At 69.0% G+C, this 14,526-nt stretch carries 8 protein-coding genes and 1 tRNA gene; 2 read left to right on the top strand and 7 right to left on the bottom strand.

Annotation, left to right across the window (positions count from 1 at the left end; genetic code table 11):
• The 6 genes from ACFXGJ_RS08355 to ACFXGJ_RS08330 all read right to left on the bottom strand — a co-directional run.
• Positions 1–223, bottom strand: a 223-nt coding sequence (locus ACFXGJ_RS08355; protein WP_378617880.1) for a hypothetical protein, incomplete at its 3' end; no start/stop codon positions are given.
• A 204-nt stretch (positions 224–427) separates the two neighbouring features.
• Positions 428–2,146 carry an Ig-like domain-containing protein gene (locus ACFXGJ_RS08350; protein WP_378617879.1) on the bottom strand — a complete coding sequence of 573 codons (1,719 nt, stop codon included), beginning with the start codon at positions 2,144–2,146 and terminating at the stop codon, positions 428–430.
• 93 nt (positions 2,147–2,239) lie between these two features.
• Positions 2,240–3,994: an Ig-like domain repeat protein gene (locus ACFXGJ_RS08345; protein WP_378617878.1), complete on the bottom strand. Its 1,755-nt coding sequence runs from the start codon at positions 3,992–3,994 to the stop codon at positions 2,240–2,242.
• A gap of 277 nt (positions 3,995–4,271) precedes the next feature.
• Positions 4,272–5,726: a glutamate synthase subunit beta gene (locus ACFXGJ_RS08340; RefSeq protein ID WP_378617877.1), complete on the bottom strand. Its 1,455-nt coding sequence runs from the start codon at positions 5,724–5,726 to the stop codon at positions 4,272–4,274.
• On the bottom strand, positions 5,719–10,320 hold the full coding sequence (gltB, locus tag ACFXGJ_RS08335; protein WP_378617876.1) for a glutamate synthase large subunit: 4,602 nt from the start codon (positions 10,318–10,320) through the stop codon (positions 5,719–5,721). The genes ACFXGJ_RS08340 and gltB overlap by 8 nt, the downstream gene beginning before the upstream one ends.
• Positions 10,321–10,710: 390 nt before the next feature.
• Entirely contained in the window at positions 10,711–11,292 is a 582-nt protein-coding gene (locus ACFXGJ_RS08330) for a TetR/AcrR family transcriptional regulator (RefSeq protein ID WP_378617875.1), read from the bottom strand.
• Between the two features lie 53 nt (positions 11,293–11,345).
• On the opposite strand from ACFXGJ_RS08330, the gene ACFXGJ_RS08325 reads away from it, so the two are divergent.
• Entirely contained in the window at positions 11,346–12,368 is a 1,023-nt protein-coding gene (locus ACFXGJ_RS08325; RefSeq protein ID WP_378617874.1) for an FAD-dependent oxidoreductase, read from the top strand.
• 583 nt (positions 12,369–12,951) lie between these two features.
• On the opposite strand, the gene ACFXGJ_RS08320 is transcribed toward ACFXGJ_RS08325, so the two are convergent.
• Positions 12,952–13,037 (bottom strand) — tRNA-Leu (locus ACFXGJ_RS08320).
• A 162-nt stretch (positions 13,038–13,199) separates the two neighbouring features.
• Between ACFXGJ_RS08320 and ACFXGJ_RS08315 the strand changes: the two genes are divergently transcribed.
• Positions 13,200–14,486, top strand: coding sequence for an FhaA domain-containing protein (locus ACFXGJ_RS08315; RefSeq protein ID WP_378617873.1), 1,287 nt, complete (start codon positions 13,200–13,202; stop codon positions 14,484–14,486).
• The last annotated feature ends 40 nt before the right edge of the window (positions 14,487–14,526 follow it).

Genomic DNA, 14,526 nt, shown 5'->3' with positions numbered 1-14,526 from the left:
TGTCGCCCGGGTGGACGACGTTGACGCCCGGCTGGGAGCTGTCGACCGCGGCGCCGTTCACGCCGGACAGGCTCAGGTTCCAGCGCAGATTGTCGACCGACTGGTCGCCCGACGACGCGGGCGGCGGATCCGCGACGGCGATACCGGCACCGCCGAGCATCAGTGCCATCGCGGCACCGGCCGCGAGGAAGGGTGTCGCGATGCGACGAATTGTTGGACGCACGAGTAGTTCTCCCAATTCTCGTCGCAACGCGACGCTGGTGACAACTGTGGTACATCGGTGACCGGATCGAAGACTGTCAGGGGCACTCGATCGGGTCCTCAGGACATCTGCCCCGAATGTCGTTGCGGGGCGATGGTGCCCCGAACCGCAGAGTGCGCCGCCGGCCGTGTGCCGGCGGCGCACTCCGTTTCGAGCAACCTGTCGCTAGCCCGAGGATCCGAAGAGGTTGGCGAGGCTACCGAGCCCGCCGCCGTTTCCGGGATCGGTCGCACCGGGCACGGTCAGCGTCTGCGGCGCCGCGGCCGAGCTGGTGAACCCGGCGGCACCGGTGAACTCCGCGGTGACGTTGTAGGTGCCGGAGTTGGCGAACGTCGTGGGCAGGGTCGCGACACCGTCGACAACATCGACCGGCCCGCCGAGCAGCACGTCACCGATCTTGAACTGCACCTTGCCCTTTGCATTGGCCGGATCGACCGTCGCCTTGAGCACCACCGGCACCCCCTTCGCCACCGTGCCGACCGGAGCCAGCGTGGTGGTGGTGTCCACATCCGCCGGCGCGGGCGTGGTGACGCTCACCGGGAAGGCCAGTGAGGTGGAGGGCGCGAATCCCGTTGTACCGGTGAACTTCGCCACCACCTTGTGCGTGCCGGTGGTGGTGAAGGTGTACGGCGCGACCGCGACACCGTCGGTGCCGACCATGCCCGGAATCGGCGCGCCGTCGTCGACGACGAAGTTCACCGTTCCGCCGCTGCCGGCCGGATCGACCTTCGCGGTGAGGTTGACGTCCTGACCGACCTTGGCATTGTTCGGTGCCGTCACCGTGGTGGTGGTGACCGCGTCCGGCGGCGCGTCGGTGGTGACCTTGACCACCTTGGCCGCCGAGGTGGACGCCAGGAACCCTGTGGCACCGGAGTACTCGGCGGTGATCGAGTGATCCCCATCGGTCGTGAACGTCGGCGAGATGGCGGCGCTGCCGCCCGCGACCGTCACCGGGGCACCGAGCGGGGCGCCGCCGTCCTTGAACTGCACCGTGCCACCGTTGGCTCCCGGAGCGACGTTGGCGGTCAACGTGATCGGGGTGCCGTTCTTCGCGGCCGCGGGTCCGACGATCGTCGTCGTGGTCGCCTTGTCGGCCTCGACGATCCTCGTCGTGGCCAGCGGGCCGGCGCCGGCGTTGAGCGGTGCGGTCTCGCCGTCGCGGGGGCTGCACTGGGTCGGCGCCCAGGCGGTGATGATCAGCGTCGCTTTCGGCAGGAACGTGAGGAAGTTCGCATCGTTCCCGAACGTTCCGGCAGCACCGGCGGTGCGAAGCTTGACGTTGACGTCACCCGCGTTGCGGGCGCGTAGATGTGCCTTCACCTGGGGTAGCTGGAAGGTGGTCTCCGAACCCGACGAGGCCTTGGCGACGATGCCGCCCTCGCTGTTCTTGCTCGAGCTGGGACCGTTTCCGATCGTCGCGTTGTTACCCGACAGGCGCAGCACAGTGCCGTTCGGATCGGGGTTCCCGTTCTCGTTGACGCGCAACAGGTTCGGTGCAACACCACTGAGGCCGCTGCTCGTGTTGGGGAGGATGTCCGCACCGAGGTAGTCGGCGTTGTCCGGGACGGCCACGTCGATCTTGATGCGCGAGACGTTTTGCACGCTCGCACCCGAGCTCGAGTTCGGGAAGGTGATCGGCGGCGGGATGATCGTCACGTCGAAGGTGTCTCCGGCGTTGACCGTCTCCGGCGCGTCGACGGTGACCGACGCATCCTTCGTCTCGGTCGTCGGGGAAGCGACGGCGGACGGGGTGATCCGGCAGCTGTTGTTGAACGAGGTGGTGGTCGGCGCGGCCTGGGCGGGAACCCCGCCGAGCAGGGTGATGCCGACGACGGCACCGGCGGTGATCGGAGTCGCTAACCGGCGAACTCTCTTGTTCTGCATGAATTCTCCTACGAATGAGGGAAAGTCAGTGGCCCACCCGGCCCGGGGCGTGAGTCGCTCACGCCCCGGGGCACGGTTGTGGGTGGGGCTGGGCTAGCTGCCGAAGAGGCTGGACAGCGAACCGGTGTCGAGGCTGCCTCCGCCGCCGGGGGTGCCGGCAGCGCTCACGTTGACCACGGTCGGGCCGGAGACGGAGTCCTTGAACCCGTCGCCACCGACGAAGCTGGCGGTGACGCCGTAGGTACCCGCCTGGTCGAACGTGTGCGTCAGGGTCGCGACGCCGTTGACGACGGGCACGGGGGCGCCGATCGCGGTGGTGCCGGTCTTGAACTGGACGGTGCCGTTGGCTCCGGCCGGGGCGACGGTGGCCTTGAAGGTCATGGCCTGCCCGACGGTGGAGGTGCCGGTGACCGCCAGCGCGGTGGTGGTGGCCTCACGGGTGTCCGGCGCCTTGACCGTCACGTCGAACTCGGTCGAGGTGGAACCGGTGAATCCCGTGGTGCCGGTGAACTCGGCGACGACCTTGGCGGTACCCGGGGTGGTGAAGGTGTGCGAGAGGATCGCGACGCCGTCGCCGGTGCCGACCGGCGCGGTGCCGACCTCGACTCCGTCGACGCGGAACTTCACGTCACCGCCGTTCGGGATCGGGCCGACGGTGGCGGACAGGTTCACCGGGGTGCCGACGACCGCGGTGACCGGCTCGAGCACGGTCGTGGTGGTGCCCCAGTCGGCGTCCTTGACGGTCAGCGGGGCCGGCGGGGACACCGAGTCCGTGTAGCCGGCGGTGCCGGTGAACACGCCGACGAAGCTGTGCGTGCCCGCCTCGTCGAACTTGCGAGTGATCGAGGCGGTGCCGTTGACCACCTGGACCGGTTCGCCGACGTTGGTCGCGCCGTCCTTGAACTGCACGGTGCCCACCGCGGTCGCGGGGGTGACCGTCGCGGTGACCTGCACGTCGTCACCGACCAGCGCAGTGGCCTGGACCTGGATCGCGGTGTTGGTGTCGGCCGTCACGTCGACGGTCTTCACGCCGGAGACCGAGTCGTGGAAGCCCGCACCGGCGGTGAAGGCGGCGCTGATGTTGTGCGCGCCGACGGTGTCGAAGGTGTGCGGGAGGCTCGCGCTGCCGCCGGCGACGGTGACCGGGTTACCGATGTTCGCGCCGCCGTCCTTGAACTGGACGGTGCCCACCGCGTTCGCCGGTCCGACGTTCGCCGTCAGGTTGACCGAGGCGCCGGTCTTGGCCGTCGCCGGGACCTGCAGGTCGGTGGTGGTGTTGACGGCGGGGTCGACGACGCGCACCCACGCGCCGGCCGGGTTGGCGCCCGACTGCGTGCTGAAGGCGTAGACGTCGAACACGAAGCCGGCGTTGTAGTCGCCGAAGGCCTGGGTCGTGGGGATCTTGTAGGTGACGTCGAAGTTCACGTTGTCGAGGTAGCCCTTGTTGCCCAGGATCGGCACCGAGCTGCAGCCGCCGCCCGTGCACGTCGCCTTGACTCCGGCAGCGCCGTCGTTGGAGATGTTCGACTGCTTGCTCACCGTGTGCGAGAGGTACTGGAAGCCGACGGGCTGAATCTGCCGGATCGCGGTGATGTACCGGCCGATGCCGGCGGTCTTCCAGATCTTCGCGCTGTAGGTCACGGTGTCGCCCGGGTGGACGACGTTGACGCCCGGCTGGGAGCTGTCGACCGCGGCGCCGTTCACGCCGGACAGGCTCAGGTTCCAGCGCAGATTGTCGGCCGACTGGTCGCCCGACGACGCGGGCGGTGGCGGATCTGCGACGGCGGTACCGGCACCGCCGAGCATCAGTGCCATCGCGGCACCGGCCGCGACGAGGGGTGTCGCCAAGCGACGTTGAAGGGTAAGGCGCACAACTACCTCCTGTGGGGTCACCCAAGAGAAGGTGACCTGCGTCTGTGATTACAGTCACATCTCACCGCGGAGGGTAATGGTCACGACAAGGAAACGGAAGGGATTGACTGAACATCCGTCCAATTTCACCCGGACATTCGTCCAATTGACCGACAGTGCGCATGGCGAGACCCCGAAAACGACAAACCCGCCGTCCGGACTGGCCGGACGGCGGGTATTGCCGAGCGTGCGCCGGCCTTCACCGGCTCGCGAACTAGCGCTGAGGAAGATCCGTCGGCTTGATCGGCGACGGCAGCGAGGTGGTGCCGCCCTCGAGGAAGGCGTCGACGGCGGCCGCGCACGAGCGACCCTCCGCGATGGCCCACACGATCAGCGACTGACCGCGGCCCATGTCACCGGCGACGAACACGCCGGGGACGTTGGTCGCCCACTCGCTCGACCGGGCGACGTTGCCGCGGTCGGTGAGGTCGACGCCCAGGTCGGTGAGCAGACCCGGCTTCTCCGGGCCGACGAAGCCCATCGCCAGCAGCACCAGGTCGGCCTCGAGCTCGAACTCGGAGCCCTCGACCCGCTCGAAACGGCCGGCCTTCATCTCGACCTCGTGCGCCTTGAGCGCCGTGACCTTGCCGTTCTCGCCGACGAACTCCTCGGTGTTGACCGAGAAGACCCGCTCGCCGCCCTCCTCGTGCGCCGAGGACACCCGGTACATGAGCGGGTACGTGGGCCACGGGGTGGAGTCCGCGCGGGCCTCCGGCGGACGCGGCATGATCTCGAACTGGTGCACGATCTCGGCGCCCTGACGCAGGGAGGTGCCGAGGCAGTCCGCGCCGGTGTCGCCGCCGCCGATGATGACGACCTTCTTGCCCTCGGCCGTGATGGTCGGGGCGTCGAGGTCACCGTTCTGCACGCGGTTCGCGATCGGCAGGAACTCCATCGCCTGATGGATGCCGTCGAGCTCGCGGCCCGGGATGGGCAGGTCGCGGGCCTCGGTGGCACCGCCGGCCAGCACCACCGCGTCGAAGTCGGCGCGCAGCTGCTCGACCGAGATGTCGACGCCGACGTTGACGCCGGTGCGGAAGACGGTGCCCTCGGACTCCATCTGGACCAGGCGCCGGTCGATGTGGCGCTTCTCCATCTTGAACTCGGGGATGCCGTAGCGCAGCAGGCCGCCGATGCGGTCCTCGCGCTCGAACACCGTCACCGTGTGGCCGGCCCGCGTGAGCTGCTGCGCGGCGGCCAGACCCGCCGGGCCGGAGCCCACGATCGCCACCTTCATGCCGGTCAGGCTGGACGTGCGGACCGGCTTGACCCAGCCCTCGTCGAAGGCGCGGTCGATGATCTCGACCTCGACCTGCTTGATGGTGACCGGGTCCTGATTGATGCCGAGGACGCACGACGCCTCGCAGGGCGCGGGGCACAGCCGCCCGGTGAACTCCGGGAAGTTGTTCGTCGCGTGCAGCCGGTCGATGCCGTCCTGCCAGCGATCCTTGTGGATCAGGTCGTTCCACTCGGGAATCAGGTTCCCGAGGGGACAACCGTTGTGGCAGAACGGAACACCGCAGTCCATGCATCGGCTGGCCTGGGTGCGGAGGGTCTTCGAATCGAAGTCCTCGTACACCTCCTTCCAGTCCATCAGCCGCAGCGGCACCGGCCGCCGGACCGGCAGTTCACGCGAGGTGTGCTTGAGGAAGCCTGTCGGGTCACCCACGAGCTGCCTCCATGATCGCCTCGTCCACGTCAGTTCCGTTCTTCTTCGCGGTGTCGATCGCCACGAGCACCTTCTTGTAGTCGCGCGGCATCACCTTCGCGAAGTGATTGACCTGCTGAGACCAGTCCGCGAGGATGCGCGCGGCAACCTCGGATCCGGTCTCGTCCCGGTGCCGTTCGATGGCACCCTTGAGCCAGACGAAGTCCTCGTGCTCGAGATCCTCGAGATCCACCAGTTCGGTGTTGAGGTTCGCCTCGAAGGACTTGTCGGCGTTGTAGACGAACGCGACCCCGCCGGACATGCCGGCACCGAAGTTGCGTCCCGTCGTGCCCAGGATCACCACCCGGCCACCGGTCATGTACTCGCAGCCGTGGTCGCCCACGCCCTCGACCACCGCGGTCGCGCCCGAGTTCCGGACCGCGAAGCGCTCGCCCGCGATGCCGCGGATCAGGGCCTCGCCGCCGGTGGCGCCGAACAGGATCACGTTGCCCGCGATGATGTTCTCCTCGGCGACGAACCCTGCCGAGGTCTCCAGCGGCGGGCGAACGACGATGCGTCCACCCGACAGGCCCTTGCCGACGAAGTCGTTGGCATCGCCGTGGAGCCGCAGCGTCATACCGCTCGGCACGAACGCACCGAAGCTGTTGCCCGCCGAGCCCGTGAACGTGATGTCGATGGTGTTCTCGGGCAGGCCCGCACCGCCGTGCACCTTGGTCACCTCGTGGCCGAGCATGGTGCCGACCGTCCGGTTGACGTTGGTGATCTTCGACTCGAACTGCACCGGCACGCCGTCATCGATGGCCGCACGACTCTGTGCGATCAACTGCTGGTCGAGCGCCTTCTCCAGCGCGTGGTCCTGGCTGCCCGTGCAGTACAGGTCCTGGTCCATGAACGCCGACTCGGTCTGCGCCAGGATCGGCGACAGGTCGAGCTTGGAGGCCTTCCAGTGCTCGAGCGCCTTGGTGGTGTCCAGTGCGCCGACCTGTCCGACCGCCTCGGTGAGGGTGCGGAAACCGAGCTCGGCGAGGAGCTCACGCACCTCCTCGGCGATGAACATGAAGAAGTTCTCCACGAACTCGGGCTTGCCCGCGAAACGCTTGCGCAGCACCGGGTTCTGGGTCGCAACACCGACGGGGCAGGTGTCCAGGTGGCACACCCGCATCATCACGCAGCCCGAGACGACCAGCGGCGCGGTCGCGAAACCGAACTCCTCGCCGCCGAGCAGCGCGGCGATGACCACGTCGCGGCCGGTCTTGAGCTGGCCGTCGACCTGCACGACGATGCGGTCGCGCAGACCGTTGAGCAGCAAGGTCTGCTGGGTCTCGGCGAGGCCGAGCTCCCACGGCGCGCCCGCGTGCTTGACCGAGGTCAGCGGGGTGGCGCCGGTGCCACCGTCGTGACCGGAGATGAGCACCACGTCGGCGTGCGCCTTGGAGACGCCCGCGGCGACGGTGCCGACGCCGATCTCGGAGACCAGCTTCACGTGGATGCGGGCCTGCGGGTTGGCGTTCTTCAGGTCGTGGATCAGCTGCGCGAGATCCTCGATCGAGTAGATGTCGTGGTGCGGCGGCGGCGAGATGAGGCCGACGCCCGGGGTGGAGCCACGCACCTCGGCGACCCAGGGGTACACCTTGTGCGGCGGCAGCTGGCCACCCTCACCCGGCTTGGCGCCCTGCGCCATCTTGATCTGGATGTCGGTGCAGTTGGACAGGTAGTGCGAGGTGACGCCGAAGCGTCCCGACGCGACCTGCTTGATCGCCGACCGTCGCCAGTCGCCGTTCTCCTCGACCTCGAAGCGGGACGGGTGCTCGCCACCCTCGCCCGAGTTCGACCGCGCACCAAGACGATTCATCGCGATGGCGAGGGTCTCGTGCGCCTCGGCCGAGATCGAGCCGTAGCTCATGGCGCCGGTGGAGAACCGCTTCACGATCTCCGAGGCCGGCTCGACCTCGTCGATCGAGACCGGCTCGCGCACACCCTGCTTGAACTCGAACAGACCACGCAGCGAGGCCAGCCGCTCGGACTGGTCGTCGACGAGCTTGGTGTACTCCTTGAAGATCGAGTACTGGCCGGTGCGGGTCGCGTGCTGGAGCTTGAACACCGTGTCCGGGTTGAACAGGTGGTACTCGCCCTCGCGACGCCACTGGTACTCGCCGCCGACCTCGAGCTCGCGGTGCGCGCGCTCCTCCTTGCGGGGCAGGTACGCCGAGGCGTGGCGGACCGCGATGTCCGCCGCGAGCTCGTCGAGCCCGATGCCGCCGAGGCTCGAGTTCAGGCCGGTGAAGTACTCGTCGACGAGCTCCTGCGACAGGCCGATGACCTGGAACAGCTGCGCGCCGGTGTAGGAGGCGAGCGTGGAGATGCCCATCTTGGACATCACCTTGAGCACGCCCTTGCCCGCCGCCTTGATGTAGTTCTTGACCGCGACGTCGAAGGTGATGCCGGTGAGCTCGCCGCCCTCGATCATGTCCTCGATGGTCTCGAAGGCCATGTAGGGGTTGACCGCGGCCGCGCCGAAGCCGACCAGGGTGGCCATGTGGTGCACCTCGCGGGCGTCACCGGCCTCCACAACCAGGCCGACCTTGGTCCGCGAACGCTCGCGCACCAGGTGGTGGTGCACCGCCGAGGTCAGCAGCAGCGACGGGATCGGGGCGAAGGTCTCGTTGGAGTTGCGGTCGGTGAGCACGATGATGCGTGCGCCACCGGCGATCGCCTCGGAAACCTGGAAGCGGATGTCGTCGAGGGCCTTGCGCAGGCCCTCGCCGCCGTCCGCGACCCGGTACAGGCCGGGGATGACGACCGAGCGGAAACCGGGGAACTCACCGTCGTCGTTGACGTGAACCAGCTTCGCGAGGTCGTCGTTGTGCAGGATCGGCTGCGGCAGCGCCAGCAGCCGGCAGGACTCCGGGCCGGGGTTGAGCAGGTCGCCCTCCGGTCCAAGGCTGCCGCCGAGGCTGGTGACGACCTCCTCGCGGATGGCGTCCAGCGGCGGGTTCGTCACCTGAGCGAACAGCTGCGAGAAGTAGTCGAACAGCAGTCGCGGACGGGACGAGAGGACGGCGATCGGGGTGTCGGTGCCCATCGAGCCGAGGGCCTCGGCCCCGGTCTTGGCCATCGGCGCGACGAGGACGTTCAGCTCCTCGTTGGTGTACCCGAACACCTGCTGACGGATCAGCACGCGCTCGTGGTTCATGTGCACGACCTCGCGGGCCGGCAGGTCCTCCATCTTCACCAGGCCGGCGTCGAGCCACTCCTGGTACGGGTGCTCGGCCGCGAGCTGGGACTTGACCTCGTCGTCGCTGACGATGCGTCCCTGCGCGGTGTCGACCAGGAACATCCGGCCCGGCTGCAGGCGGGTCTTGCTGACCACCTTGGCGGGGTCGATGTCGAGGACGCCGACCTCGGAGGCCATGACGACCAGGCCGTCCTCGGTGACCCAGATGCGGCTCGGGCGCAGACCGTTGCGGTCCAGCACGGCGCCGACGACGGTGCCGTCGGTGAAGCACACCGACGCCGGTCCGTCCCAGGGCTCCATGAGGGTGGAGTGGTACTCGTAGAACGCCCGGCGGGCCGGGTCCATCGTTTCGTGCCGCTCCCAGGCCTCCGGGATCATCATCAGCACGGCGTGCGGGAGGCTGCGGCCGCCCAGGTGCAGCATCTCGAGCACCTCGTCGAAGCGCGCGGTGTCGCTGGCGCCGGGGGTGCAGACCGGGAAGATCTTGTCGAGGGCGCCGTCGCCGAACACGTCGGACGAGATGAGCGCCTCACGCGCGCGCATCCAGTTCTCGTTGCCGGTGACGGTATTGATCTCGCCGTTGTGCGCGACGCGACGGAACGGGTGCGCCAGCGGCCACGACGGGAAGGTGTTGGTGGAGAAGCGCGAGTGCACCAGGCCGAGGGCACTCTCCATCCGCTCGTCCTGGAGGTCCAGGTAGAAGCCCTTGAGCTGCGGCGTGGTGAGCATGCCCTTGTAGACGAAGGTCTGCCCGGACAGGCTCGGGAAGTACACCGACTCGCGGCCGGGAGCGTCCTGACCGGCACCCTCGTCGCCGAGCTCGTGCTCGACGCGCTTGCGGATCACGAAGGCGCGGCGCTCGAGGTCCATGCCGGCGACGGCCGCGTCCGCCGCCGCCACGAAGAGCTGACGGAAGGTCGGCATCGCGTCGCGGGCCAGGGCGCCGAGCGAGGAGTCGTCCGTGGGGACCTCGCGCCAGCCGAGGACCTGCAGGCCCTCCTCCACGACGATCCTCTCGACCGCCGCGACGGCCTCGTCGAGGTCGTCGTGGGCCTGCGGGAGGAACGCGATGCCGGTGGCGTACGCGCCCTCGGCGGGCAGCTCGAAGTCGACCACGGCACGGAAGAACGAGTCCGGCACCTGGAGCAGGATTCCGGCGCCGTCGCCGGTGTTCGGCTCGGATCCGGCCGCGCCGCGGTGCTCGAGGTTGACCAGCGCGGTGATCGCCTTGTCGACGATGTCGCGGCTGCGCCGACCGTGCATGTCGACGACGAACGCGACACCACAGGCGTCGTGCTCGTTCGCGGGGTCGTAGAGGCCCTGGGGTCCGGGAGACCTGTGGCCTGGAAGTTGCTTCATACCTAGCCTTCGTGTGCGTCAGATGCACAGACGACCAGCAACGCTGATGGCCATCACGTGGCAATACAAGCGCCGACACAGCGTCGGGTCAGCGCGCCTCGTCAACGGCGGCGGCGGACGGCGGTCGGGATGTGATCCCGCCTCCGGCGACGTCGTTGACTGACTATCTGGACGGTTGTGTGTCCAGCATGTTCCGAAAACGATAATTCAGGACCCCACGTTCGCGCCAACTTAGGGTAGCCTGCCACCCCTTCTGACCTCGGGTTCGAGCGGCGACCGGTCGGCCCGCGAGAGGGCTCGGCGGCGTCGTCGATCGCGTAACGAAGTCCGGCCGGCGGGGGCGGCCGGACGGTGCCGCGCTGTCGGCACCCCGGCAGGCCGACGGGTGCGCTACCCCGGCACCGGTGTCGCGCCGCCACCGGGCACGAGCGCGCCGAGTACGGTCACAATCCCCGGGCCCGGATCGAATTCCGCTGCGGGGGTGGACAACTGGTGAAAGATGACGCCGTCGAGGTAGTCCACGAGGATCCGGCAGCCCGTGGCGGGCTCGGCCGAACCCAGCGCGGCGAGCATCCGCGCGCCCCACTCGACCAGGTCCGCACGGGCCGCGGCGAGCGGCTCGGCGAGCCCCGGGACCGACACCGCCTCGGCGAACAGTGCGATCCGGGCGGCGGTGCGCACCCGGTTCGCGCCTGTGGCGACAAACACGTATCCGGTAAGCCCGTCGGCCAGGTCGCGGACTGTGGCCGGGACCGGCTGTGCGCCGAGCAGCCGCCAGTCCTCGCGGTCGCACTCGACCAGTCGCAGGATCAGTGCCTCGATCAGGGCGGCCCTGGTCCGGAAGTAGTTCGACGTGGATCCCTCCGGCATTCCGGCCGCCGCGTCGACCCCACGATGGGTCAACCCGCGCAGGCCGCGAGTGCCGAGCTGGTCGATCGCGGCGTCCAGGACCCGTTCGCGCTTGTCCGACATGCCCTCACACTACATCGGTAGTAAATTCACTACATCGGTAGTAGGTTCGGTTCATGCGAGGAACAGCGACGGTCATCGGCGGCGGCATCGGCGGGCTCACCGTCGCGAACTACCTGCTGCGAGCGGGATGGGACGTGCACGTCCACGAGCGCGCCGACGGCCCCCCGACGACCGGGACGGCGCTCGGCATGTGGCCGCAGGCGCTGGCCGCCCTCGACGACGTCGGCCTCGGCGACCGGGTCCGGGCACGCGGAGTGCCCCAGTCGTCCGGAACCATCCTGCGCCCCGACGGTTCGACGATCGCGCGCGTCGCGGTACGCGGGGGCACGACCCACCTGATCTCCCGCCCGGCGTTGCTGCGGATCCTCGCCGAGTCGGTGCCGTCGTCCGCCGTGCACTACGACAGCACCGTCACCGGTCCGGCCGGAGACACGACCGATGTGGTGATCGGGGCGGACGGCATCAACAGCCGGATCCGGGACGCGGTGTTCGGCGAGGGCTACCGCCCGCGTCCCCTGCGGATGGCCGCCTGGCGCGGGTGGACACCGGGAACCGCCGCCGGCGCCTGCGAAACCTGGGGCGACGGCGCGCTGTTCGGGATCACCCCGCGCGACGGTGACCTCACCAACTTCTTCGCCGCCGTCCGCACCGAACCGGGCGGCGCCGACGGCGGGATCGAGTTCCTGCGCTCGAGGTTCAGCGCCTGGCACCCCCGGGTCCGCGAGATCCTCGACCGGCTCGACCCCGCCGCCCTGCTCCACCACGACCTGTACGACTCCCCCGCGATGCCGTCCTACGTGCGCGGGAACGTCGCACTCGTCGGCGACGCCGCGCACGCGATGGCGCCGAACCTCGGCCGGGGCGCCTGCGAGGCGATCGTCGACGGGGCGGCACTGGGACGGGCACTGAGCGAGAGTCCGGACGTCGGGACCGCCCTGCGTCGCTACGACCGGGCTCGCCGCCTTCGCACCCGCATGCTCGTGTGCGCGTCGGCGACGATGGCGCGGGTGGCCACGTCCGGACGAGGACGACGGGTGCGGGACGGGGCGCTCGGGCTCGTGACAATGCGCCGATGACGGCGAAAGGCCCTGAAATGACTACTGACCGCAGCGATCGAGTCAGCTGCGGTCAGTGTTGCGGTAACCATAGCGTGACCGGATCGTGATCCCAGGGCGTTGTGGTGAAGGTCACCACGAGAGTAGGGATCCGGGGCCCATCGACGGTCAGCGCGCGAGCTGCTCGACGATCCACACCGCGGCCTGCGGACTCGAGCGCAGGGTGGAGTGGTCGACCGCCGGCGCGTCCGGATGGGCCGCCTCGAACAGCGTGTTGGTGACACCGGGTTCGGTGATGAACGAGCACGTCCCCGCGGGCGTCGCGAGGGGCGAGTCGGATCGACCTTCATCCGGATGCCAGTGGTGGGGCGACCTTCCGATACACCTGCGCGGGTTGGGGATTGAGACAGCTCCGCTACGGCGGCCCCTGGGGCCGGGAGTGCGGTGGAGCCGCACCAACCAAAACACAGCCGAGCGAGCCGCCGCCTGGGCTGGGCTGGGCTGGAATCTATCCGGAACTGGGCAACCGACCGCCCAACGAGAACGAGGTCACGACCTCTTTCGAGTTCGTGACCTCGTTCTGTGCAGTTCGTGGAACTGCTGATGGTGGGCGAAGGGGGACTTGAACCCCCACGTCCCGAAGGACACTGGCACCTGAAGCCAGCGCGTCTGCCATTCCGCCACTCGCCCGAGCGACGCTGGAAACACTAACACGACCCGCCCTTGAATCACGATTCGCCCCCCTCACCTGCGGTGGAGCACCGAGCCCCCACCGCCCCGCGGGAAAGGTAGATATCATGCAGAGGCGGCCCCGAGGCTGCGACACGCGGAGAACGTGGGAGAGGAGGCACCATGGGGATCGTCCAGCGATTCGAGCGCAGGCTCCAGGGCGCCGTCGGCGACGGCTTCGCCCGGGTGTTCGGCGGCGGAGTCGTCCCCCAGGAGGTGGAAGCCGCGCTCCAGCGCGAGGCCGCCGACCGGGTCGAACACCTCGACGGCGGACACCTGCTGGCCCCGAACTCCTACGTGATCACCATCAACGAGTCCGACCACGAAGAACTGGCCGCGGACCGAGACTTGACAGTGAAGGCATTCGCCCGACACCTTGAGGGCTTCATCCGCGACCAGGGATGGCAGACATACGGACCGATCACCGTTCGGTTCGAGTCGTCACCCACGCTGCACACCGGTCAGTTCCGGACCAGCGGAGCGGTGAACCCGGACGTGGGCGCAACTTCCCACCCCGACCGGGGGCAGGCAGTACCGTTACCGCCCGCGCAGGCACGACCCTCCGCACCCTTGAACCCAGGAGCTGGCTACATGACGCAGAACTCAGGCTTCGACCCCAATCGTGAGCCCGCGGACGACCGCGGCGAGGGTCGGTCCGGGTACCAGCAGGACTATCCGGCCAACGGATACGCACAGAACGGCAGCAGCTACCCGGCATATCCGGGCGCGGCGTCGCAGACCGGCTACGACCAGGCCGGTCCGCACAACGGGTACGCCCACAACGGGCACCGCAACGGCAGCGAGTACCCGACCGGCGGCGCCGGCGCGCAGCAGCAGTCCCCCGCGTACCCGCCGGCTCAGCCTCAGGCGCAGGGCTACGACTACCCGCAGGCCGACTACCAGCAGGCGGACTACCCGGCGAACCCCTACCCGCCGAGCGACTACCCGGCGCCCGACTACGCGGCGAACCCCTACCCGCCGGCCGACTACGCGGCGAACCCGTACCCGCCCAGCGACTACCCGGCAAACCCGTACGCGCAGCAGGAGTACCCCGCCTACGGGCAGCAGCAGGCCTACGCCCAGCCGTACGGCTCCGAGTACGGCGGCTTCGACCCCAACCGCACCCTCACCGCCACCCTGCAGCTCGAGGACGGCAGCGGCCGCAACTTCCAGCTGCGGGAGGGTCGCAACGTGATCGGTCGTGGCCAGGAGGCGCAGTTCCGGCTTCCCGACACCGGCGTCTCGCGTCGGCACATCGAGATTCGCTGGGACGGCCAGGTCGCCATGCTCTCCGACCTCGGCTCCACCAACGGGACCACCGTCAACGGTGCGCCCGTGCAGGATTGGCAGCTCGCCGACGGCGACGTCATCCGCGCCGGTCACTCGGAGATCCTGGTGCGCATCATCTAGTCGCCACGATCGACAATCTCAGAGCCGCACCGCCGGAATT

The sequence above is a fragment of the Rhodococcus sp. NPDC059234 genome (assembly GCF_042754225.1).
Taxonomy (GTDB): Bacteria; Actinomycetota; Actinomycetes; order Mycobacteriales; family Mycobacteriaceae; genus Rhodococcus_G.
Note: the sequence above shows the minus strand (reverse complement) of the source record. Positions and strands in the feature narration are given on the sequence as shown.

What these genes read in the sequence shown, in the direction of transcription:
- ACFXGJ_RS08350 (WP_378617879.1), bottom strand. Translation starts at nt 2,146, where the DNA reads ATGCAGAACAAGAGAGTTCGCCGGTTAGCGACTCCGATCACCGCCGGT.
- gltB (WP_378617876.1), bottom strand. Translation starts at nt 10,320, where the DNA reads ATGAAGCAACTTCCAGGCCACAGGTCTCCCGGACCCCAGGGCCTCTAC.
- ACFXGJ_RS08330 (WP_378617875.1), bottom strand. Translation starts at nt 11,292, where the DNA reads ATGTCGGACAAGCGCGAACGGGTCCTGGACGCCGCGATCGACCAGCTC.
- ACFXGJ_RS08325 (WP_378617874.1), top strand. Translation starts at nt 11,346, where the DNA reads ATGCGAGGAACAGCGACGGTCATCGGCGGCGGCATCGGCGGGCTCACC.
- ACFXGJ_RS08315 (WP_378617873.1), top strand. Translation starts at nt 13,200, where the DNA reads ATGGGGATCGTCCAGCGATTCGAGCGCAGGCTCCAGGGCGCCGTCGGC.